16 protein-coding genes and 1 pseudogene are annotated in these 23,046 nt (G+C 70.5%); 11 read left to right on the forward strand and 6 right to left on the reverse strand.

From position 1 onward, the window contains the following. Window positions 1–789: 789 nt before the first annotated feature. The 5 genes from FNH09_RS48960 (at window position 790) to FNH09_RS30315 (ending at window position 5,952) form a co-directional block, all read left to right on the forward strand. Entirely contained in the window at window positions 790–1,359 is a 570-nt protein-coding gene (locus FNH09_RS48960) for an IS110 family transposase (RefSeq protein ID WP_238427193.1), read from the forward strand. Between the two features lie 151 nt (window positions 1,360–1,510). Next, window positions 1,511–1,855: an IS110 family transposase gene (locus FNH09_RS48965; protein WP_238427195.1), complete on the forward strand. Its 345-nt coding sequence runs from the start codon at window positions 1,511–1,513 to the stop codon at window positions 1,853–1,855. A gap of 962 nt (window positions 1,856–2,817) precedes the next feature. Then, complete coding sequence (locus FNH09_RS30305; RefSeq protein WP_162469328.1) at window positions 2,818–3,831, forward strand: bifunctional DNA primase/polymerase; 1,014 nt, start codon at window positions 2,818–2,820, stop codon at window positions 3,829–3,831. Next, entirely contained in the window at window positions 3,828–5,420 is a 1,593-nt protein-coding gene (locus FNH09_RS30310; protein ID WP_152893099.1) for a DNA primase family protein, read from the forward strand. The genes FNH09_RS30305 and FNH09_RS30310 overlap by 4 nt, the downstream gene beginning before the upstream one ends. Before the next feature lie 145 nt (window positions 5,421–5,565). Continuing rightward, on the forward strand, window positions 5,566–5,952 hold the full coding sequence (locus tag FNH09_RS30315; protein ID WP_152893100.1) for a DUF6009 family protein: 387 nt from the start codon (window positions 5,566–5,568) through the stop codon (window positions 5,950–5,952). Between the two features lie 830 nt (window positions 5,953–6,782). On the opposite strand, the gene FNH09_RS30320 is transcribed toward FNH09_RS30315, so the two are convergent. Continuing rightward, window positions 6,783–7,370 carry a TetR/AcrR family transcriptional regulator gene (locus FNH09_RS30320; RefSeq protein WP_152893101.1) on the reverse strand — a complete coding sequence of 196 codons (588 nt, stop codon included), beginning with the start codon at window positions 7,368–7,370 and terminating at the stop codon, window positions 6,783–6,785. Window positions 7,371–7,441: 71 nt separating this feature from the next. Continuing rightward, on the reverse strand, window positions 7,442–8,422 hold the full coding sequence (locus FNH09_RS30325; protein WP_238427194.1) for a Fe(II)-2OG oxygenase family protein: 981 nt from the start codon (window positions 8,420–8,422) through the stop codon (window positions 7,442–7,444). 364 nt (window positions 8,423–8,786) lie between these two features. Between FNH09_RS30325 and FNH09_RS30330 the strand changes: the two genes are divergently transcribed. The 3 genes and pseudogenes from FNH09_RS30330 to FNH09_RS30340 all read left to right on the forward strand — a co-directional run. Next, window positions 8,787–9,410, forward strand: coding sequence for an FMN-dependent NADH-azoreductase (locus tag FNH09_RS30330; RefSeq protein ID WP_152893102.1), 624 nt, complete (start codon window positions 8,787–8,789; stop codon window positions 9,408–9,410). Between the two features lie 294 nt (window positions 9,411–9,704). Further along, window positions 9,705–10,529, forward strand: coding sequence for an alpha/beta fold hydrolase (locus FNH09_RS30335; protein ID WP_162469325.1), 825 nt, complete (start codon window positions 9,705–9,707; stop codon window positions 10,527–10,529). Window positions 10,530–10,567: 38 nt separating this feature from the next. Continuing rightward, a pseudogene (locus FNH09_RS30340) lies at window positions 10,568–10,873 on the forward strand (MFS transporter); the annotation flags it as partial. A gap of 259 nt (window positions 10,874–11,132) precedes the next feature. On the opposite strand, the gene FNH09_RS30345 reads toward FNH09_RS30340, so the two are convergent. Both FNH09_RS30345 and FNH09_RS30350 read right to left on the reverse strand, forming a co-directional pair. After that, window positions 11,133–12,155 carry a methyltransferase gene (locus FNH09_RS30345; RefSeq protein ID WP_152893103.1) on the reverse strand — a complete coding sequence of 341 codons (1,023 nt, stop codon included), beginning with the start codon at window positions 12,153–12,155 and terminating at the stop codon, window positions 11,133–11,135. Between the two features lie 1,023 nt (window positions 12,156–13,178). After that, a complete protein-coding gene (locus FNH09_RS30350) occupies window positions 13,179–14,612 on the reverse strand; it encodes a LysM peptidoglycan-binding domain-containing protein (protein ID WP_152893104.1) in 1,434 nt (477 codons plus the stop codon). Between the two features lie 162 nt (window positions 14,613–14,774). On the opposite strand from FNH09_RS30350, the gene FNH09_RS47810 reads away from it, so the two are divergent. From FNH09_RS47810 to FNH09_RS30365, 3 genes are all read left to right on the forward strand, one after another. After that, the gene (locus FNH09_RS47810) at window positions 14,775–16,532 is read left to right on the forward strand and encodes a putative T7SS-secreted protein (RefSeq protein ID WP_202919780.1); all 1,758 of its coding nucleotides are present in this window, start codon (window positions 14,775–14,777) and stop codon (window positions 16,530–16,532) included. A gap of 278 nt (window positions 16,533–16,810) precedes the next feature. Continuing rightward, window positions 16,811–17,104, forward strand: coding sequence for a WXG100 family type VII secretion target (locus FNH09_RS30360; RefSeq protein WP_162469326.1), 294 nt, complete (start codon window positions 16,811–16,813; stop codon window positions 17,102–17,104). 70 nt (window positions 17,105–17,174) lie between these two features. Further along, window positions 17,175–21,575 (forward strand): FtsK/SpoIIIE domain-containing protein, encoded by a 4,401-nt coding sequence (locus tag FNH09_RS30365; protein WP_338017721.1) that lies wholly within the window; start codon window positions 17,175–17,177, stop codon window positions 21,573–21,575. A gap of 218 nt (window positions 21,576–21,793) precedes the next feature. Here the strand turns inward: FNH09_RS30365 and FNH09_RS30370 are convergent, their stop codons facing one another. Further along, a complete protein-coding gene (locus tag FNH09_RS30370) occupies window positions 21,794–22,429 on the reverse strand; it encodes a hypothetical protein (RefSeq protein WP_152893106.1) in 636 nt (211 codons plus the stop codon). Between the two features lie 31 nt (window positions 22,430–22,460). Beyond that, complete coding sequence (locus FNH09_RS30375; protein ID WP_162469327.1) at window positions 22,461–22,754, reverse strand: hypothetical protein; 294 nt, start codon at window positions 22,752–22,754, stop codon at window positions 22,461–22,463. Window positions 22,755–23,046: the final 292 nt, after the last annotated feature.

Here is a 23,046-nt window from a genome sequence, read left to right on the forward strand (position 1 = left end):
AAGCTGAAGTCGTCGATCACCCCGTTCAGCAGCAAGGCCCCCGACGAACCTGCCAGCCACCGCCGCCCACCAGCCGTCATTACCGTGAACCACAGATGGCAGTAACCACCAAAAGCAACGGCATTGTCATCCGATCGACAGGGGGCAACAGTCATGCCGGGCCCGGAGGCCAGCGGCCCTCTTGCAGGACCGCGAAAAACATAACGGGGCCGTGTCCGTGGTGAGCGCTCTTCCCGACATCCAGGCTCAGGAAGACGCCTATCTCCTCTTACTCGTTCAAGCCGTCCTCCTGAACGGGGCATGTGGTGCTGGCCTGGGCGTGGGCGTCGTGCACGCATCCACGTCATGCAGACCTGCCGCCCGCATACTGCCAGGCGTTGCGCTCGGCGGGGCAGTGGCCGGACCTCTGATCAGCGTCTCCAACGGCGCCTCTCGGGCCCGGTAGAGGTCATCGGTTCGACAAAGGCGACCAGCCATGCCAGGCCCAGAGGCCAGCGGCCCTCTTGCAGGACCGCGGAAAACATAACTGTGAAAGTTCTTCTGCGGCCCGGGATGGGTTGCTGCCAGGTCGGCGCTCGTGATTCGGCATGACTCGCAACATAACTGACGTCCCGTCAGGGACTGCCGTGCCCCCGAGATGTCTGCCGGACACGGGCGCCGGCCTGGCCCACCCGTTGGCTTGATCAGCAGCTTGTCCGCCATACGGCGTGACTCATCACAGTTCCGCCACGTGGTGACTCCACCCAGGCCGACGCCGTTACGGTCGTCCGCCCGGAGGAGAACAACCGCATGACCATGCTCGCAGAACACATCGACGGCGTCATCGGCGTCGACACCCACCGCGACACCCTCGCCGCAGCCGCCGTCAGCCCCATAGGTGCCGTCCTGGCCAGCACCGATTCCCCGGCCAACGCCCGTGGCTACCGGCGGCTGCTGGACTTCGCCCGCCAGCAGGTTTCCGGCCGCCGCCGCTGGGCCCTCGAAGGCATCGGCCGCTACGGCGCCGACCTCGCGGCCTTCCTCGGGCAGGCCGGTGAGCAGGTCGTCGCGGTCTGCCGCCCGAAACGAGCGGCCAACCGCGGCGGCCGCAAGACCGACATGCTCGACGCCATCCGGGCCGCCAAGGAGGCCCTGGCCACCGAGCACCTGCTCCCGCCCGGCCTCCGTGGCGAACGCGAGGCACTGCGGGTGCTGCTTGCCACCCGCCACGGCGCGGTTCTCGCTTCCACCGCCGCGATCAACCAGCTCAAGGCCCTGATCGTCTCCGCGCCGAACTGCGCAAGCTCAAGCGCCCCGCGCAGATCACCCACTGCGCTCACCTCCGCGACCGCCCTGCCCAGGACATTGAGCACCGGATGACGGTGCGAGCCATGCGGTCCACGGCGCAACGCATCCAAACCTGCAGGCCGAGGCCAAGGAACTCGAGAACGAGATCCTCGCCCTGGTCCGCCAGCAGGCCCCCGAACTCCTCGACTTGCTCGGAGTCGGACCGATCACCGCCGCCCAGATCTTGATCAGCTGGTCTCACCAGGGACGATTCCGCTCGGAAGCCGCCTTCGCCTCCTTCGCCGGCGTCTCACCGATGCCTGCCTCGTCCGGGCTGACCAACCGACACCGACTCAACCGCAGCGGCGACCGGCAGCTCGACCGGGCCATGCACACCATCACCCTCATTCGGATACGACTCGATCCCTCCACGAAGACGTACGTCGCACACAAGATCGCCGAAGGGAAGACAGCCCGTGACGCGCAGCGATGCCTCAAGAGGGTGGTCTGCCGACAGATCTTCAAGATCCTCGAACGTGCCGAAGGAAGCCAACTCGTCGAGGCCAAAGAGCTCGCTCAAGCGGCTTGACACCACATAGCAGCCTCGGGGGACGGCGGTGGCGTGGTGTTTGCCCTTGCCGACGTCCAGGCCGAGGAAGACGTCGATGTCGCCGGTGTCGATCACGTGCAGGCCCCTCCACCACGCTATCGTCCGGCGTTGCCTCGGCACCGAGCTGCCACATCCACGTTACGGAGAGCTCTTCCAACTCGGGGGAAGCCGGTGCTCGAGCCCCTCATCAGCGGTCCGTCGATGCCTTCGGACCCGGTGACACCAGCCCCCGGATCATGAACAACAAGGGGGGGAAGTCATGCCGGATCCGAAGGCCGGAGGCCCCGATGCGGAGCCACGAAGACGGTAACGGGGGCCGACGCAGCGTGGGGCGGGACTGAACGGGGCTCTTCGGTCCCGTTCAGTCCCGCCCCACAAAAGTGCAGGTCAGAGGTGCTTTGCTCCCCAGGTACGGGACTGACGGGACTGACCCCAGTAGTTATTGCCATGATGCGTGCGTGCATGCGCGCACGCATACACAACAATGCAGGTCAGGAGATACTTCAGTGCTACTCAGCTGATAACTCCCGCACCCAGTCCCGTCAGTCCCGTTGGAGACGAGGAAAGCCGCCATGACCTGGGGTTTTTCCCCACGGGGCTGAACGGGGCTCTTCGGTCCCGTTCAGCCCCGTCCCACGCTGCACCTCACCGCGTGCTCGCGCCCACACCGGGACAGAGGGACTGACGGGACTGAGCTTTCGACACGCTGAACACACTCACCCGTCTGCGTCACATCGGTGCGCTAATCTTCAGTTCCGCTTGCTGAAAAACTCAGTCCCGTCAGTCCCGTCGGCCCCGTCTCACAGAGGCCGACCAGGCAACGCGCGCCGGGACTGGCGCAGCCTCCAGCCAGAGATCGACAGGATCGACAAGGACGCCAAGTGTCACGCCACGTTGCGACACCCTCGGTCGCCCCCGCGGGGACAGCGGCGCCGCACGCTGTGGCCCGCTGGTGCGCCGGCCAGGGCTGGCCGGTCCATCCCTTGGCACCGTGGCAGAAGACTCCGGCCGCGAACTGCGAACAGTGCAGGACCGAGCGACACGCGGCCGGTGACTGCGGCTGTTCCGCTGCCGGCCGGTGGTGTCACGGTTTCCACGCGGCGACGACATCCGCCGCGCAGATCGACGCCTGGTGGACGGCCCAGCCCCGTTTCGGGGTCGGGGTCTCGTGCGGGCCGGCCGACTTGGTCGTCATCGACGTCGACGCGCACGCCGCGGACGTGCCCGACCGCTCACGCCTGCTGCCGGGCATCTCGATCGGGCCCGAGGTCACTCTCACAGGCCTGGCCACCGGCTTCGACACCCTCGCGCTCCTTGCCGCGCTGCGGGGCGAACCGAGTCCGGCGGACGACGCCCGGACACTCAGGGTGCGCACCCCGTCGGGCGGCCTGCACATCTGGTACCGCAATCTCGATCCGGGCACCCGCTACCGCTCCTCGGTCGGTTCGAGCCCGAGGACGGCTCTCGCCTGGCAGGTCGACGTACGGTCCGACGGGGGATACATCGTCGCCCCGACCACTCGCACGACCGCGGGTATCTACACGCCGGTCGGGGAGGCACGTCAGCCCGCCCCGCTGCCGGGATGGCTGGCAGCCGATCTGGCGCGCACTGGCCACGTCCCCTCCGAGCGGGCTCCCCAGGCCGTTGAGGTGATGCCGAGGGCGAGGCGTGCGCCCAAGCGGGCCGGCCGGGTCCTGGAGCGCCTGCTGGAAGATGTCCGCGCATGCGGCGCCGTCCCCGAGGGGGCGGGGTTCACGGAGAAGCTCAACAGGGCGGCCTACACCGCAGGCGGTCTAATACAGGGCGGGCACGTCACCGAGGCCGAAGCCCGTGGACAACTACTGGAGGCAGCCACCCACGCCAGGCCGCACCAGGAGCAGCGCAATCAGTCGATCATCAACTCCGCACTGTCCGTCGGCGCTCAGCGCCCGTTCCATCCGCGAGGACGCTCATGAGCAGCGCCGAGCATGTCCCCTTCGACGCGGTGCTGGCCGCCGAGCAGATCCATCAGCAGTCCCTCGACTTCGCTCCGGTGAGTCAGCTGGGACAGTCAGTCCTTCCGGCCCAGCAGCGCGGGAGCGGCCGTACTGCTGCGGCCGCTGAATCGGGCGCGTTCCCGGATGAGTTGACGGACCGGGGCAACGCGAAGTTGTTCGCGCGTCTGTACAGCGATCGTTTCCGTCATGTCGAGGGCCTGGGATGGTTCACCTGGGACCAGTACCGCTGGCGGCGCACCGGCGGGGAGAAGACGGCGATCTGGGCGGCAGGCGACATGGCCGAGCAGATCCCCGAGACCGACCCACGCGGGAAGTTCAGCGACGGCAAGCTGGAGGCCCACCGCCGCCGCACCCAGTCCACGTCGGGAGTCAAGGCGCTCCTGCAGCAGGCGCAGGCGGCCCCCGGCCTGAGCCTTGACCCGGACGTCCTCGACGGGGAGATCTACGTCCTGTGCACGCCCACCGGCGTCGTCGACCTGAGAACCGGTGAACTGCGCAAGCCCAACCCCCTGGTGGACCTGCACTCGCGTGCCACGTCGGTCGGCCCGCAGAAGATGCCCGTCCCGCGCTGGGAGAGCTTCCTGCGGGACACCTTCGGGGACGACGAGAAGGGCATCGAGACCACTCGCTACCTGCACCTACTGCTGGGGTACTCCATCACCGGCGACGTCGGTGCGCAGGTGCTGCCGTTCCTCTACGGGTCGGGAGCCAACGGCAAGTCCGTCCTGCTGGACGTGATGATGCAGATTCTCGGCGACTACGCGAACGCCGCACCGCCGGGTTTCCTCATGGAGAAGGGCAAGTTCACCGAACATTCCACGGAGCTGACGGAACTGCACGGCCGGCGGATCGTGGTCTGCAGCGAGCTCAAGCCGAACGACAAGTTCAACGAGGCCCGGGTCAAGCTGCTCACCGGTGGGGACACCATCACGGCACGGCGCATGAGGCAGAACTTCTTCACCTTCACGCCGACGCATAAGCTGTGGCTGCTGGGCAATCACCGGCCCGAGGTGGGCACTGGCGGTTACGCGTTCTGGCGCCGTATGCGACTGATTCCGTTCGAGCGCAAGGTCCCTGACGAGCGCAAGATCGACAATCTGGCCGCCGAACTGGTCCGTGACGAGGGACCGGGCATTCTGCAGTGGCTGATCGAGGGGGCCCAGGGCTATCTGTCCTCGCGTGACCCCCTGAGCGGGCCTTCGTCCGTCCGCCTGGCGACCGAGGCGTACGAGAAGACCGAGGACCACATCGGGCGCTTCATCACGGAGCGCTGCGTCGTGGGCCATGGCGGGCGGCTGAACGCGGACCTGCGGGTGGAGCAGAAGCTCCTCTACGAGACCTATGCGCGCTGGTGCGGGGAGGAGAGCATCCGCCCGGCCACCAGCCGGACGTTCGCCGGCCGGATCCGCCAGGAGGTCGGGCTGTCCTCGCCCACTGAGATGATCAAGAACAACGACAAGAAGCTCTATCCCGGCATCGCGCTGCGAGCCGAAGGCGACGGACACGGGGCGAGCGACCGCGGGCACGGACGGGGGGAGCGGCAGTGACGAACGCGCGAGCCCTGGGGGACGTGTGCTGCTGCCCGTACCATGTAGTGTGCCACGGCGACCAGAGTCCGCAGTGGTGCCATGGATCGGGCAAACGCCCCGCCAGCCGGGGGACGGGCGACAGGAACCAGGAGGGTCTGCGGCCATGAGCTCGATGCTGCAGGACAGCCAGCTCACCGGTGAAGCAGAAGTGGTGTGGCTGGAGAACCCGGAGAACCTGGACTACGTGCGCCAAGCCCTGGACAAGGTGAGCACTCGGCGGGGCAAGCCCCGCTACGACCGTGACGGACGTCTTGTCGGCTACACCAACCTCGCTCAGGACGCCGAACGCGACCCGGACAGCGGGCTGTTCGCCCGGCGGACCTTCTTCCTCCTGCCCCACGACCGGGACAGCGCCCCGACCGGGGACTACGAGGTGGGCGCCCCCGGTGAAGCCATCGACCCCAGGACCGTCAAGCCGGGCAGGGTCGGCGCGAAGACTCCCCGTTCGCAGCGCGGCCGCGCGGCAGACATAGCGGCGGCCGGGGCCTGACCGGGGCGGTGAAGGATCGCGGCTGCTCGGCATACGGCAGATCAGGGCCGCCGCCACCGGCCGCCGGCCGTAGGTCTTCTCGGAGTCCATCAGCCTCGTCGCTCGAGCAGTCGGCGCCGAGGCGAATGGCGGGAAAACATCGGCAAGAAGGGCGCCTGGCTCAGGAGTACAGCCTTGCTCCTTCGGGTGAGGTGGGATACCCGACAGGGCGGTGCCGCATGTTTTCCCCTGCCGCGCCCCGCCTCTCGTTTGCTTGGGTCGCTTAGCTTCAGTAGCTGGTGAATATGCAGGTCAGAAGGGCGGGACAGGGCGATCAGCGACTGAAGCGACTCAAGTTCCGGTATATGTCCACGTTCGAGGATGCGCGTGCGCTCGTCATACATTGGACCCAGAGTCGCTTGGGTCGCTGGGCGGGGCCCCGAATGCCCTCTGACCTGGGATTTTTTCCAGTGACTGAAGGTCCAGCGACTCAGTGCGCGAGCCGCTGGGCGGCGGCTCGGCCGCTGAGGCTCGCCTGGTGTGAGGCTTGAAGTAATCCGTACGGTCCCTCGGCCGCGTTATGTTTGACCCGTTTTGAAAGTTGAGTCGCTTCGGTCGCTCCGGCAGCCAGTGCCACCACGGTCGAGGCCCCCGGCCCGCACGTCATCGCCGTGACCGGCCCGAGCGCCGTGACCCGCATCGGCGGGCAGGCCGCCACGGCGCGGTGACCCGACCGGCAGCGCCCGTTTGGTATGCCTCACCCCGCACACGCACGCCTCCGCCCCGCTGGATCTGTCTTTTTGACCCGGCGGGGCGAAGGGCTGGAATGGGTGAGGGGCGGCAGAAGCCGGTCAGCGGGCGGCGACGAGAGCGGTCACTCCGTGCAGCAGCACCGCGCGCGCCCTCTGCGCGTCACCGAGGTAGCCCGCGACCATCGTGCCGTCGCGCAGGGCCATCATGGAGTCGGCGGACTGTTCGTGGCTGGTCGCGCCGAGCCGCCGGAAGGCGTCCACCAGCACCTCGCGGAACCAGGCACGATGCCGCAGCACCGTCTGGTGGATCACGTTCTGGGGGTCCGGGTACTCGGCGGCCGCGTTGATGAACGGGCAGCCGCGAAAGCCCGCGCCGCACACCTCGTCGCCGATGCCGTGCGCCACCGCGGCGAGGAAGCCGGCGGGGGAGGAGATCTGCTTCGCGACCGCGGCGACGCCGTCCCTGATCTGCCGGTCTGCCCCTTCCAGGTAGGCGCGTACCAGGTCCTCCTTGCCGTCGAAGTGCCGGTAGAAGGTCCCTCGCGCCACATCGGCCTCGGCCATGACGCGATCCACCCCGACGCCGCGGATGCCCTCGCCGTAGAAGAGCCGGCTCGCGGTGCCCACCAGCCGGTCGCGGGCCGCGGAACGGCGAATCAGGACTGGCACTTCCTCTGTCGTCGACATGCCATCCAGCATAGAACGGTCTGTCCCTTTTAGGTTCGGCGCACGGTGTGAAGTGGGCGCCGGCCGGAGGCTCAGCCGAGATCCGTCACCAGGGGCGTGTGACCGTATCCGTGCTCCTCCGCCTCCGCGGACGGACGGCGTCGGGCCCCGTGCGGGGTGTGGACGAGGGCGCGCTTCAACCACTGATCCTGGCCATGGCGTCGTGCGGTGATCGGTGGGCCGCTGAGCGCGACGACGTCGTTCTCGACCACCAGGACGTCACCGGCGCCCAGATTGCAGGGCAAGGCCACGTCGGCGAGAGCCCCGGCCAGGTGCCCGTAGGCCCGGCTGAATTCCGGGGAGGCGTCCTGCAGGGGAGTGCGGCCGGGGTCGAACCGCATCATCAGGCCCTCGTCGGTCGACCACAGCACGGGAACCGGCGTCGGACGGTCGGCGAAGCGGGCGGGCGCGCGGTCCGAGCCGGGATGGATGGGGAGGTGGGGGCGCATGAGGGTGTCGATGTCGTCATCGGCCGGCGCGACGTGCCGGATGCTGGCCGCCGGCACCGGGACGGCGTCGTGATTGCGCATGCACGCGATGAGCAGCAGATGGGCCCGCTGCGGGTGGAAGGCGTCCTCGGTACGGAGCATGTCGAGGCGCGCGTCGCCGGCCGCGCTCCGGCGCGCGGACGGCAGGAGGTTGTGGACGAAGCGGCCCTCCTGGCGGTCGGGGAACGCCATCGGTCGCCCCAGCGCCATGGCGAGCAGGAGGACGAGGGTGTCCCAGAGTTCGTCGCCGCGCGCCTTCGACCAGTGCTCGGGGGTGTCTCCCAGCGCCACGTCGTCCACGCGGAGGACGCCGCGGAAGACGGTCAGGCCCGACGGGGACGAAGCGTTGCCGAGCTTCTCGGCCAGCGGTGCGGGAAGCCAGGACAGAACCCTGCGCAGGACGCGGTGACCGGCCGGGTCCAGGGGCGATCCGACTTCGAAGAGCACGGTCCGCGCGGTGCGGACGAGCAGGTCGCGTTCCGTGTCGTCGAAGTCCCTGAACACCACTGCGGCAGCGTGAGGCATGGCTGTCCTTCGTTCTCGGGGGCAGTGCGAAGTGCCGTGTCGACGCGTTTGCGGGCGCCTGTACGAAGAGCCCATGGAAAGTTACCCACCGTTACGCCGGTCGGGGCGGCGGACAGGGGAAGCCGGGAAGAACCGCCTGGACCACTGCCCTTTCGGGCACCCGCCCGGCCCTGGGCGGCGCCGTTCTCGCGGGGCGGCGCCGAGGTGCGGCGCTTGTTCCCGCACTCGGGAACAAGTGATTGAAGTCTCATTGATTGAAAGTTGAATTAATTTCCCCGAAGATTGCGTTGAGGCTGGTCAGGTGGACGTACTCCGGTCGCCTCAAAAATGGATTGAACGCTACAGAAAGATCTAGGACACCCTCATGGCTCACCTGCTGCACATCGACTCCAGCGCCCGTGGCGAAGGCTCCGCGAGCCGACGCCTGTCCGCCGAGTACGTCCAGGCCTGGCAGGCTCGCAACCCGCACGGCACCGTCACCTACCGTGACCTGGCCGTCGACACCCCCGTCTTCGTCTCGCCGGAGTGGATCACCGGTGTCTTCGGCCCGGCCGAGGCCGCGACCGACGGGACCAGGGCGGCCGTGGCGGCGTCCGAGGTGCTGATCCGCGAGATCGAGGAGGCCGACGTCGTGGTCCTCGGCGTGCCGATGTACAACTTCGGCGTCCCGGCCACCTTCAAGGCATGGATCGACCAGGTGGTCATGGCCGGCCGGACCTTCGCCTTCGGCGAGAACGGCCCCGAGGGTCTGCTGAAGGGCAAGACGGCCGTCGTCCTGCGGGCCTCGGGCAGCGACTTCGACAACCCCGCCTTCGCGCCGATGGACTTCCACGCCCCCTACATCCGCGGCGTCCTCGGCTGGATCGGCATCACGGACGTGGAGTTCATCGCGGTCAACGGATACACCCCGGAGCAGGTCGAGGCCGCCATCCAGGAGGCGGGCAAGGCGATCACCGCCCACGCCGACACCACGTCGCTGGCTGTCTGACCAACCAGCCAGGGCGCCCGAACGCAGGACCGCTCCGTGCCGGCACCGCAGGCCCGATCCGGGCCGTGTGGTCCCCGGGCTTCCCGCCGACGCCACCGTGTCGGCGGGAAGCCCGACTCCTCGGGCAGGGGGGAGTTCGGGGAGAGCGCTGCGGATCGCTGGCATGACAGCGCCAATGGTGCAGGCTGCAACCACAGAGGGTCTGACCCGTCCGGCGGACACGACGGCCGACCCGGTTTCATCTCATCACCGGACTCCGCGACCCGCGTGGTCCGACCATCGAAGGAGAAGGTCGTGCCCACCGACAGAGTCCCCGTCGTGTTCATCCATGGTCTGTGGTTGCACTCCTCCTCGTGGCGGCCATGGGTGGACCTGTTCGAATCCCTGGGATTCGACGCGGTGGCCCCCTGCTGGCCGGGGGAGGCGAACACGGTCGAGAGCGCACGCCGGCAGCCCGAGGCGGCCGCCGGATTCGGCATCGACGCCGTCACCGAGCACTTCGCCCAGATCATCCGCTCCTACGACACCGCTCCCGTGATCGTGGGCCATTCCTTCGGTGGCCTGTTCACGCAGAAGCTCCTCGGTATGGGGCTGGGCCGGGCGGGCGTCGCGATCGACCCCGCCCAGATGAAGGGTGTCAAGCCGCTCCCGTTCGCTCAACTGCGCTCCGGATTTCCGGTTCTCGGGAATCCCGCCAACAAGAAGAAGGCCGTCTCCCTCACCGCCGAGCAGTTCCACTACGGCTTCGGCAACGCGCTCTCCCAGGCCGAGTCCGATCAACTGTTCGAGAAGTGGGCGATCCCGTCGCCGGGGCGTCCCCTGTTCGAGGCCGCGTTCGCGAACTTCAGCAAGAACTCTCCGGCCGCCGTGGACACCGCGAACACCACCCGCGGACCCCTGCTGCTGATCTCCGGACGGCAGGACCACACGGTCCCGGACGTGGTCACACGCGCCTCGTACAAGCAGTACGGCGGCTCGTCGGCCGTGACCGAGCTGAAGCAGTTCGCCGATCGAGGACACTCACTGACCGTGGACAGCGGCTGGCGCGGTGTCGCGGACCACGTGCTGGAGTGGCTGGCGCGCCAGGGTGTACAGCCCAGGATCGGGTCGGCCGGCTGATCCCGGGCCTCGGTGCGGGGCGGCGAACCTGAGTTCCGGCGGGTGTCGCGTTCGTGTAGATGGAGAGGCACCGGGACGATCCGATGCCGCCGCCGGACATCTTCGCCTCGCGCCGGTTCACCTCGGTCGACCTGGTCACCCTGCGTGTACGCGGCCTTCGGCGGCTTCTTCTTCCTGACCGCGCTGCCGTCGCAGGTCGTGGCGGGCTTCTCGCCGCTGGAGGCGGGGAGCCCGCTGCTTCCGACGGCGGCGCCGCTGCCGTTCCCCGCCCGCTCCGGTGCGCTCGCCGCCGGAACGGGCCGCGCATCCCGCTGACCGTCGGGCCGCTCCTGTCGGCGACCGCGTCGGCGACGCGTTCTCGTTCGTTCCGCGCCCCGCTCCGGGCTGCCGATGTTGTTGTCCGTCCGGCGCCTCGCTCCGGGCTGCCGGCGGCCGGAGTGCCGCTCGCGGCACGCTCACGGCTCCGCCTCTCGAGGGCAGGGCGGTCCGCCGCGGCAGTTCCTGGGCCGCCGCAGTCGCCCAGGAACTGCAAAGGCCACGGCGAGCGGCCCGGCCGGGCCGCTCGCCGTGGCCCGCGTCACCGCCAGGGGCCGATCACTGCGCTCACTTGGTTGCGTAGACGGCGGTGTAGCCGCCGATGAGGTGACGGGCCTCCACCTTGGCGAAGCCGGCGGTCCGCAGCCACTGAGTGACGTCCGGGACCGTGTACTCGGAGCCGCCCTCGGTGTCGATGAGCATGTTGAGCGACAGCATGAGGCCGTAAGTGTTGTGGCGGCGCTCGTCGTCGATCATGGCGTCGTAGACGATGAGGGTGCCGCCCTCGGGCAGGGCGTCGTAGGCCTTCTGGAGCAGGAACTGGCGCTGCTCGAGGTTCCAGTCGTGGAGGATCTGGCCCATGACGTAGACGTCGGCCTCGGGCAGCGGGTCGGCGAAGAAGTCGCCGCCGTGGAAGGCGAGGCGGTCGGCCAGGCCGTGGGCAGCGACGAACTCCTCGAACACCGGCTGTACCGGAGGCAGCTCGAAGACGGCGCCGGTGATGTCCGGGTTGCCGCGCAGGACGGCGGCCGGGACGGCGCCGAGGGCTCCGCCGAGGTCGATGACGTGGCGGCGGCTGGTCCAGTCGAAGTCGGCGGCCAGTGCGGCGGCCAGCGGGGTGCTGACGCCGTTCATGCCGTTGAGGAAGTTCCGCCAGGCGACCGGGTCCTGGCTGAGGGTGGCGAAGAACGGGGCGCCGCTGTGGGCGACCTCGTTCTGGAGGGCACCGGTGCGCAGTGCGGTGGTGAGGTTGTTCCAGAAGCCGAAGAGACGGGCGTTGGCCATCTCGAGGATTCCGCCGACGTACGACGGCTTGGCGCGGTCCAGGAACAGGTCCGCGGCGGGGGTGTTGGCGTAGACGCCGGCCTCGTCACGGGTCAGCACCCCGAGCGACACCAGCGCGTCGAGGAAGTCCGCGGCGGACCGGGAGTGCAGGCCCACCTCGGCGGCGAGGGAGTCGCGGTCGCGGCCGCCCTGGGCCAGCACGGTGAAGATTCCCAGCTCCACCGCGCTCAGAAGGGTCTTGGAGGCCATGAAGCCCAGGCCGAGCTGGAGGAGCGGCTCAGGGGTGATCGGGTCGTTGACCGACATGTCGTGTTCTCCACTTGATTCTGGAAGTCGAAGGTGGAAGTTGAAGCATAAACATTTTTTGGGGCGCGCCCCTGCGGGCGGCTGCTGTGAAGGAGCCGCCACGGAAGGGGCGATTCGAGTGAGTGGGGCCGGACGGTTGTCGAGGTCAGGCGCCATGTCCTAAGACACCGGCGGGCCCGCAGGCGTTCCCGATGCGGCCGTCTGCGGCGCGCTCTTGCGCGATCGGTCACTCGGGCGGGTGCGAACGGGCAGTTCTTTCGCCGTCCGCGCAACCGGATGCCGGGGCTGCGGCCCGCCGTCGGCTCGTGGTCGCGCGGCGTCACGGAGAGTGCACCGTCAGGGAGTGTGTGCCGTCACATCGCGGCGCGAGTTGCTCGCCGGGGGAGAGGTTGTCGAGGACACGCGGCCGATTGGTCGTCCGACCTGCCCGTCAGGCAGGGCTCGTGCCCGACCGGTCATGCGCGACGCCCCTGAGGGCAGCATCCACCGATCAGCCTTGTCGGTCCGGTTGTCGCGCTGCGAGGCTCGCTGAGCCCGCCCGAGAGGCAGCGCGTGGAGATGCCGATCGGGCGGCAGGCGGAGCAGCTGATCATGCGGATCGGTTACGTACCCGCAGCGCTTCGGGACTCTTTGCCCCCCGCGGAGACCCCGAGCCTGCGGGCCGTCGCACCCACGCCGCCTCGGCGTGACGAGAACCCCGTCGCCGTCCCGCTCGACGACGCCGGGACGCGAGCAGGCCCGTCGCCGATGCGCACGGGCCACTCCTCGCAGACCTCCCGCTCCTGCTTCGCCATGGGGGCAACGGCAGTGAGCGGGAGAAGGACCCGGCATTCCGACCCTGGCATGCCGGGTCCTCTTCCTGCCGCCCCCGCGGCAGACGAGGGAAGGCCCGCTCCGCCGGTACGTGCTCCCACCGGTGGAGTGGGCCTCCGTCCGTTGCGGCCGTGGGCGAACCCGTGAGGGATGCCGGTCGACCGCCGGAAGAACCACAGGATCCCTCCGGCGGCGGCAGGCACGAAAAACTCAGGCCGGAACCGTCAGCTGAAGGTCCAGCACGGGGATGTCGACGTGGCCGTCACCGTCGGCGTACCAGCGCCAGTGAGCCTCCTGCGTCTCGCCGCAGACCAGTCCCGTCCAGCCCACGCTGCACAGAGCGGCCAGTTCGGCCGCCTCCCGCGGACCCGGCGTACCGGATACGACGACCAGCCCCCTGACCGGTCGGCGTGACGCGGCCGCGCGTACCGTGCCGTGCGACGGGAACGGCTTGGCCACCGTGGACGTGGCGGCCTGGGGCATCTGCCGGAGGTTCGGCGGCACGGCGAGCGGCAGTGCGTCGGCCGAGCCGCGCACCACGGTCACCGGCAGGTTCGGCCGGGTACGGGCGATCTCCGCCAGCAGGTTCTGCACCACGTCGCGGGCGACAGCCCGGTCACCGCCGACACTCAGGACCCCGTCCAGGCGGCTGAGATCCACGAACACGGGCCGGTCCGCCGCGTCCGTGCCCGCCCGGACCAGACACGCGGTGGTCAGGACGGACTGTGAGCCCACGCCGGCGCCGCCGCCCGGAGCCCTGAGACCGGGCGCGTCGGCGGGGCGCCGCCAACGGGTGCCGTCGACGTTCGCCCAGGGAGCGTCGGCGGTATCGGAGGCGGACAGCCACACCGTCACGCCGGCGTCGTCCACGCCGAGCGCGTGCACCGGCTTCTCGGGCTCCCGGTCCGTCTCCGTGAACTCACCGAGGGCGTTGTAGGCCCGCTGGACCGAGTCGCCGTCCGCGTCGAAGCGGCGGCTCACCGCCTGCCGCTGCGCGAGCCGGCGGCGACGGCGCACGGGCGCGCCCAGCGCGCGGACGCCGCGCCCGACGGCGCCGGCCGCGGTACGCACCTTGCGACGGGCGACGATGCCCGCGGTGATCAGGGCGAGCAGGATCGCCCCGAGCAGCGCGAGCGCCGCGCCCAGGGAGACGGTGAGCACCTTGGACGGCGCAGCGTCCGTCCCCGACGAGGACGTCCCCGCCGCCGGGGGAGCGGAGGCGCCGTTTCCGCCCCCGGTGTCCTTGGCCAGCTGGACGCCGGGACCGGACGCGTCCTGCGGAAGCCGCAGGATCCAGCCCGGATGCAGCTGGTCGCCGGGGCGGCCGAGGGCGGACCCGTCCTGCTGCGCCTGACCGCGGTTGAGCTGGAAGATCTCGTCGGCCCGTGCCGCGTCGCCCAGCGTCGCCGCGGCGATCGACTGCAGGGTGGCGAGCTGTCCGCCGGTCTGCGCGGGGTCCTGCACCACGAACACCTTGACCAGGTCGTCGGCGGACGGTGCCGCCTCGGCGGGGCCGGCTGTGCCGAGCGTGACAAGGCATGCCGCCAGCAGAGCTGTCAGGGCGTACCACAGCGTCTGCGGGATGCGGTGCGCCGCGGCAGTTCTCGGCCGGTGCTCGGGCACTCGGCCCGCGCCGTTGCTCATCGTGTCCACCCATGTCGTCCGACATTGCTTGCACCGACTACACGGGGCCGCCGGGCAGAAACGTTCGACGCGGACGCGAAGCTCATTGAACCCTCCACGAGCCCGGTGCCGTGTACCCGGGGACCGCACATCACCCGCACGCACCGGACCGGGGGGATCGCAATGGCACGTCGGCACTCGAGTCCCGAGGACTTCCAGCTCCTGGGCATGGACTCGGACCCGACGCCCGGCGACCCCGAGCTCATCCAGGGCATCGTGAAGCGCTACCGGGACATCGGTGACGCCGCCGAGAGGGCGCTCAGCGTCGTGCGGAAGGACGGGGCCATATCCAAGGGCTCCGGTGACGCGATGGACCAGCTCAATGCGCAGATCGGTGACGATCTGCCGGACAAGCTGACCAAGACGATGACGTCGTACCACGACGCGGCCCAGGCCTACAGCGAGTACATACCTCGGCTGTTGGAGGCGCAGGGCTCCTTCGACCAGGCCGTGGACCGGGCGCGGGCCGCCGCACTACAGGCGAACCAGACACCGAAGCAGCTGAGCGCGACCCCGACCGACGAGGAGCAGGCGCAGGCGCGCGCGACCCAGAACGCCATCGACGCGGGCCAGGCCGAGTTGAGCGCGGCCCGCAGTCTGGCGGAGCAGGCGAGGACGCTGCGCGAGAGCGCGCAGCGGCGGTGCGCCGAGGTGCTGGACCGGGCGGCGGAGGAGGCGATTCCGGAGCGGGGCATCTTCCAGAAGATCGCCGACTTCTTCAAGGACTTCCCGTTCGTGCAGATCCTGCTGTCCCTGCTCATCGCGGTGGTGGCGGTGTTCTTCCCGGTGGTCGGCGCCCTGCTGGGCGGACTGTTGTTCGTCTTCAACCAAGTCGTGGCCAGTCAAACGGGCGGGATCAAAGCGGGCGACTTCGTCACCGGCCTGCTCGGCATCGTCCCGGGCGGCTCGCTGCTCAAGCTGGGCGGCCGGATCGCCGAGGCGATCAGCCCGGCCCTCGCCTTCGCGGTGAAGAACTCCGGCCTGATCAAGCAGACCACCGGCACCATCGCGAAGATCGGCGAGTCCCTCACCAACACCAAGATCGTCGGAGGCTTCCTCAGCCATCCCGTGGGCAAGGCCGCCACCGATGTCGTGGGCAAGTTCCTCGGCGACTCCGCCAAGGAAGCGGCCGCCAAGGCCGCCAACCACGACAACGTCACGGCGGCGGGCGTGTTCGCCGGCGCCGCGGCCGGAGCCGTGGCCGGAGCGGTGTTCAAGGGCGGGGTCGGCGCCATCGGCAAAGGGCGGGGCAACGCGCCGGTGCAGGAGGGCCAAGGCGGAAAGTTCGGGGACACCACCGAACCGGCGCTCGGCGACTCCCTCGGCAAGAAGGCTTCTGACCAGCTGGGCAGCACCCTGGAGGAAGGCGCGACGCTCGGCACCAAAATCGGAGTCGAGATCGCCCAGGGCGAGGACCCTGCCGAGGCCGCCGCCGATGAGATCGCCAACTCGGCCCCGAAAATCGGCGTCGGCGCGGTCGGCAAGGCCGGCCTGGGCCGCGCCGTCGACGGTCTCACCGCCAAGATCCCCATCAAGGGCCGCCCCCGGCCCGACGTCGCGCCCCCGGCGCACGTGTCGCCGCCCTCCCCGCGGCCGCCGACACCCGTCGACCCGCGGCCGGCAGCCCCGGTCGCATCCGGGCCGTCCGCCCCGGCACCCGCCCCGGCTCCGGCTCCTACGACAGGACCGGCCCCGGCGACCGGGCCCGTAATCGTCCCGGCACCACCGTCGGCTCCAGCTCCGGCGTCGGCTCCGGCACCAGTGACCGGGCCCGCGACAGCCCCGACTCCGGCAGCGGTACCGGCGACAGCTCCGGCACCCGCCCCGGCCCCGGTGACAGGGCCACCGCCGGCACCGGCGGCCGGCGGCGCAGGCGGCTAGGACGTGTTTCGAAAGTCCGCTCTGCCCGGCGACGCCCGGCACGCACTCCCCCCACTGCCCGAAGGCATGGGGGGGGGACCCAGCCGCGTCGCCGAGATCGCCCCGATACAGCCAGTACCGGAGCGACCCTCCGCCCAGCGGTCCCAAGCACCGGACGCCGGCGGCCCGCCCTTCGGGCGGACGACGCCACTTTCGAAACACGCTTCAGAGGCCTCGTACACCCAGTTCTCCATCCCTGAACGGATGGACGGCATCAACCACCAGCAAGGAGTACTTCCGTGCCCAACTACAGCGTCAACTCCGACACCACGTCGTCGACCTCGCAGGCCCTGCTCAACGACTTCTCCCAGCTCCAGGACAAGCTCAACGAGGTCCGCGGCAAGATCTCCACCCTGCTCGCCGACGGCTACAGCACGCCGGCCGCGCAGCAGAAGTTCTCGCCGTTCTTCGACGAGTTCGCCAAGGGCTTCGAGCAGGTCAACCAGGGCCTGCAGGGCATCGGCCAGTACGTGAAGACCGTCGGTGAGGCCTTCGACCAGACCGACAGCCAGCTCGGCTCCGCCCTGTCCTGACCCACCGGCACCGGCCCGCCGCACGGCGATCGGCGCCGCACCCACCGCTACTCGAGAAGGACGATGAGCAGTGCGATTGACCGTCAGCGTTCGTGATCCGCGCGCCGAGGGGGTGTCCACCACCGTCGCCGTACAGACCGAACCGACCGCCACCGCGGGCAGGTTCGCGGCCGAGCTGGCCCGCGCCGTCGGGTACGCGGGGGCCGACGGCACCACGGTGCCGGAGCAGGCCCTGTACGTCGGCTCGAAGCTCGTCGACCCCGGGAGCACACTCCAGGCGGCGGGTGTACGGGACGGCATGGACCTAGGGCTCGGTGCTCCCGTGTCAGGGGAGCCCGAGCCCGAGGGCAGCACCGAGATCCGCGTCGTCTCCGGCCTGGGCGCGGGTACCACCTACCGCCTGATCCCCGGCGACTACGACATCGGCGCCGCCCCCGGCTGCCGCGTCCGGCTGGCCGAGGGCGCGCCGCCGCGCGCCGCACAGGTGCGGGTGCACCTCGACGGCAGCGCCCGGCTCCTGGCGGCGGAATCGGCCTCGCTCGACGGCAAGCCCGCGAGCGTGCCGTCCCCATGGCGCGAGGGAAGCCAGCTGACGGTGGGCACCATCCAGCTGGAGCTGACCTCACGGCGCACGGCCCGCGCCCCGCTGGTCGCGGCGGAGGACGGACTCGGGCTGGAGTTCAACCGGCCGCCGCGCTTCCTGCCGCCCGCGGCGGGGGCGAAGTTCCGGCTGCCGACCCCTCCCGTCAAGCCCGACAAGCGGCCCATCCCCCTCCTGCCGATCCTGCTGCTGCCGGCCGGCAGCGCCGCGATCGCCATCCTGGTCACCCAACGGTGGTCCTTCGTCTTCATCGCCCTGCTCTCGCCGATCGCCGCCCTGGTCACCCAGTTCGGCGGCCGCAAGCAGGCGATGCTGAAGTACCTGGAGTCGAAGGAGGAGTACGACCGGTCGGTGGCCGCGGTGCGCGCGGACATCGAGACCGCCGTCCTGGAGGAGCAGCACAACCTCCGTCTCTCCCTGCCCGATCCGGCGGCACTGCTGCAGATGGCGGTACAGCCGTCGGAACGGCTGTGGGAACGCCGCTGGCGGGACCCCGACTTCCTGACCGTGCGCGCCGGCACCACCGATCTCCCGTCGGCGGTCAGCGTCGACGACCCCGAGCAGAGCGAGCACCGGCGCAACACCGTGCCGTGGCTGAACCAGGTCCCCGTCGCCGTGCCGCTGCGCCGGGTCGGCGTCGCGGGTGTCGCCGGACCCGGCGCGACCCGCCAGGCGGGATGGCTGACCGCGCAGGCCGCCGCCCTGCACAGCCCCACCGACCTGCGCATCGTCGTCCTCGCCGGGCCGTCCGGCGAACACGACTGGTCCTGGACGCGCTGGCTGCCACACGCCCAGGCGCAGGGCGAGGACGCCTACGCCCTGATCGGCAGCACCGCCGACTCGCTGGCCCGCCGCATCGGTGAACTCGGCCAGATCGTCGCCGCCCGCGGCGCCGCCGGGCCGGAGATCACGCGGGGCGGCGTCAACGGCTACCCCGACATCCTCGTCGTCCTGGAGGAGGCCCGCCGGGCCCGCTCCCTGCCGGGCGTGATCGGCCTGCTGCGCGACGGTCCGGCCGTGGGCGTCTACACCATCTGCATCGACCGGGAGGAGCGGCTGCTGCCCGAGGAGTGCGGCGCCGTCGTCGTCACCGGCGCCGACGCCATCACGGCCAAGGTCCGCACCGGTTCCGCCGCCGCCTTGGAGAACGTGCGCAGCGACTTCCCCGAGGCGCACTGGTACGAGCAGTTCGCGCGGGCGCTGGCCCCGTTGCGGGGCGTGGGAGACAGCGACGAGAGCGCGCTGCCCGGATCCGTACGCCTGCTGGACCTGCTGGCCATCGAACCGCCCACCGCGCAGGCCCTTGCGGCCGGATGGTCCCTGGGCGGCCGCTCCACCAGGGCGATCCTCGGCGTCGGCTACGACGGCGAGTTCGCCGTCGACCTGGTGCGCGACGGCCCGCACGCGCTGATCGCCGGCACCACCGGCTCCGGCAAGTCCGAACTCCTCCAGACGCTCGTCGCCACGCTCGCGGTGGTCAACCGGCCCGACGAGATGACGTTCGTCCTCGTCGACTACAAGGGCGGCAGCGCCTTCGCCGAGTGCGCCGACCTGCCGCACACCGTCGGCCTGGTCACCGACCTCGACACCCGGCTCGTGGAGCGGGCACTGATCTCCCTGGGTGCCGAACTGCGCCGGCGCGAGACGCAGTTGGCCCAGGCGGGAGCCAAGGACATCGAGGACTACCTCGACAAGCGCTCGCGCGGCGGCAACGTCCTTCCCCCGTTGCCCCGACTGCTCCTCGTCATCGACGAGTTCGCCTCGATGGTGCGCGAACTGCCCGACTTCATCGCCGGGTTGGTCAACATCGCCCAGCGTGGCCGGTCCCTCGGTATCCACCTGGTGCTCGCCACCCAGCGGCCGGGCGGCGCGGTCACCCCGGACATCCGGGCGAACACCAACCTGCGTATCGCCCTGCGCACCACCGACACGAGCGAGAGCCGCGACATCATCGACGCTCCCGACTCGGGTGACATCTCCCCGGCCAACCCGGGCCGGGCCTACGCCCGGCTGGGCCCGTCGGCGCTGCTGCCCTTCCAGTCCGGACGCGTCGGCGGCCGCCGTCCCGGCGGTCTGCCCGTCACCGGGGCGCCGGTGGCCGTGGACGCCGTACCCGTGTCATGGCGGGACCTGGGCGGTCCGCTGCCCAGGGCGCGTTCGCGCGGCGGTGCCGCGGCCGCCCAGAGCGAGGCGGTCACCGACCTCGCGGTGCTCGCGGGCGCGGTCGCCGAGGCGGCCACCCTCGCCGGTGTGCCGCGCCAGCCCAGCCCCTGGCTGCCGGCGCTGCCCGGCGTGCTGCCCTGGACGATGCCGCCCGCGCCGAAGCCCGCCGCCGAACGCGAGGCGGCCCTGGCCCCCGTCGCCTACGGCATGGTCGACCTGCCCGCCCAGCAGACCCGCGCACCGCTCACGTTCGACCTTGACCGGGCGGGCCACCTGCACGTCATCGGCTCGCCCCGCAGCGGCCGCTCCCAGACGCTGCGCACCCTGGCCGCGGCGCTCGGCCAGGCCCACGGCGCGGACGACGTGCACCTGTACGGCATCGACTGCGGCAACGGCGCCCTCAACGTGCTGACGTCGCTGCCGCACTGCGGCGCGGTCGTCGACCGCACCCAGATCGAACGCCTCGGCCGCCTCCTGGACCGGCTCGGAGCCGAACTCACCCTCCGCCAGAGCGTCCTGGGCGCCCGCGGCACGGCCGATCTGACCGAACTGCGCCGCGGCCAGTCCGCGCACGAGCGGCTCCCGCACATCGTGCTGATGGTCGACCGGTTCGAGGTCTTCGAGCGCGAGTTCACCTCCTACGACAACGGCAGCTACCTGGAGCGCCTGCTGCGGCTGCTGCGGGACGGTGCGGGCGTGGGCATCCACGTCGTGCTCGCGGGCGACCGCGTGCTCGGCGGCAGCCGCTTCTCCGGCACCACCGAGGACAAGATCGTCCTCAGGCTCAACGACCGGCAGGACTACTCCAGCGTCGGCATCCCCACCAAGTCCGCGCCAACGGACCCGGAGCCCGGCCGCGGCATCCGCACCCAGGACCTCAGCGAGGCGCAGATCGCCGTCCTCGGTGAGGACCTGGCGGGCACCGCCCAGGCCCAGGTCTTCGCGGCCCTCGGCAAGGAACTGACCAGGCGGGAGAGCGCGGTGCCCGACACCCGCCGCCCGATCAGGCTCGACGTGCTGCCCGAGCGGATCGCGTACGCCGACGCCCTCACCCTGCACCCGCAGGCCGGCCCCATGCGGCCCTTGGTCGCCGTCGGCGGAGACATCCTCGCCTCGCTCGGCCCCGACCTCACGGACGTCCCCACCTTCGTGATCGCCGGACCGCCGCGCACCGGCCGCAGCACCGCGCTGCTCGCCGCGTCCGAGTCGCTGCTCGCGGCCGGCACCGGGCTCATCGTGCTGGCCCCGAGGCGTTCGCCCCTGCGCACCCTCCAGGGTCGGCCCGGAGTGGTGTCCCTGTTCACCGACGCCGACGTGCCGGTGGGCGACTTCCGGCAGGCACTGAACAACGTCTCGCAGGAGTACGGCGTCATCGTCGTCGACGACGCCGAACTGTTCATGGGAGCCGAGATCGACCCCGATCTCGCGCTGCTCGCCCGCGGCGGCGCCGGCACCGGCTGGGGCGTGCTCGTGGCGGGCAACGCCGAGTCGCTGTCGCTGTCCCTGGCAGGGTGGATGGGACAGGTCAAGCGCAACCGCAGTGGCATGCTCCTGTCTCCGCAGGGACTGAGCGACGGCGAGGTCATCGGCGTGAAGCTGACCCGGGGCCTGGTCGGCCAGGCCCCGCAGCCGGGCCGCGGCCTAATCCACCTCGGCGACGGAACTCTCAGGAGCGTCCAGGTGCCGTACCTGGGAGCCGACATGTGAAGCCGGAGGGGCTCCCTCATGCCCCCCGTGGGGGAGCCCCTCCTCGTGTCCCCCTCACCTTCTCGGGGGACGGGGCTCCGGCCCCTGCTGCGGGGCGGCCGAATTCAGGCGGCCGCCCCGCGGTGACGTTTCGAGGACGGCCGCTCCGCGGTGACGTTCGCGGGCGGCTGCGGTGACGTTGGCGGGCGGACCCGGCGGGTCACCGCGGCGGGCAGCGGTCAGGCACCGGAACCCGCTTGCGCGGGGACCTGCTCCCCTTCGGCGGTCAGGAAGCGGAACGTGCCGGTGATCGCGTCGAAGAGGTCGTACACCTCGTTCTTCAGCGGCAGGTTGGGGCTGGCGAGGGTGACCACGAGGAAGTCCTGCGTGCTGCCGGGTACCGGCATCATCGTGTGCATCGTCAGCAGCTTGACGCCGATGTCACCGGTCAGCCGGGTCACCTCGGTGCCGGTGACCCGTGCCGCGGGGCCGACATGGGGGACCTGCACCGAAGTGATGACACGGTCCTTGGGGGCCTCACCGGTGGCCGAGGAGATGCCCAGCTGTGCCGACAGGACGGGCAGGGTCAGTTCGTGACCCGCGGGCGTGGTGACGGCGAAGACCATGCCGTACGCCATGAACAGGCCTTCGGGATACAGGGTCGCCGTGCCCGACGCCAGCAGCGCCCCGTAGCGCCGGGCCGCCCGGGTCACCTCCCGGCCCTGCCGGAACATGTCGTTGATCTCGGCCTTCGCCCGAGGATCGTCGGTCGAGGCCAGCACTCGCGCGCGGACCTGTGCCAACTCCTCACCGCTCAGATCGAACTGATCCCACTGATCGGGGATGTCCAGCAGAAAACGCTGCGCCGTGCTCATCGTCCGTCCTTCACCCTGTCCGTGGGGAGTCTCACGTGCCGGACCCGCCGCCGAGATGAGCGGCCGCGTCCCGGTCGGTCTTCTCGAAGGCGTCCAGGATCTGCTGGATGGCGTCCCGGACGCCCTCCACCTGCTTCTGCAGCTGGTGTTTGCCGTCCTCCCAGCGGTCCTCGAAGTGCTGTGCGGACCCGCGGGACAGCTCAGGGCCGAAAGCAGCATCGAAGTCGAACGTGTGGTGTCCGATGTCGATGTTGTCGTGCACGAAGTCCAGCATCTTCTGGGCCTCTTCGAGCTCGTCCCCGGGGATGTTCACGTTCGACGACACTGCGGGCTCCCGATCCTGCGCGTGAGGGCTGCTCTGTACGAGAACCACGACGTGGGCGCGGTGGAACGTTCACCGGGGAGCACCGCCGCGCAGAACGGGGCACGGTGGTGAACCTTTCCCGGGGCCTGTCTCGTGTTGACGGCATGACCTCGTTCTTCAGCGGCCTGCTGTCCCACGGCACCGCGGCCCGCCGTGCCTCCGCCGCCACCGCTCTCGCCGTCTGCGGCCTGGTGAGCCTGACCGGGTGCGGCAAGGTGATCCAGATCGGTGACAGCTCGGCCCCGCCCACCCC

This window comes from Streptomyces adustus (genome assembly GCF_009377175.1).
Lineage (GTDB): Bacteria > Actinomycetota > Actinomycetes > Streptomycetales > Streptomycetaceae > Streptomyces > Streptomyces adustus.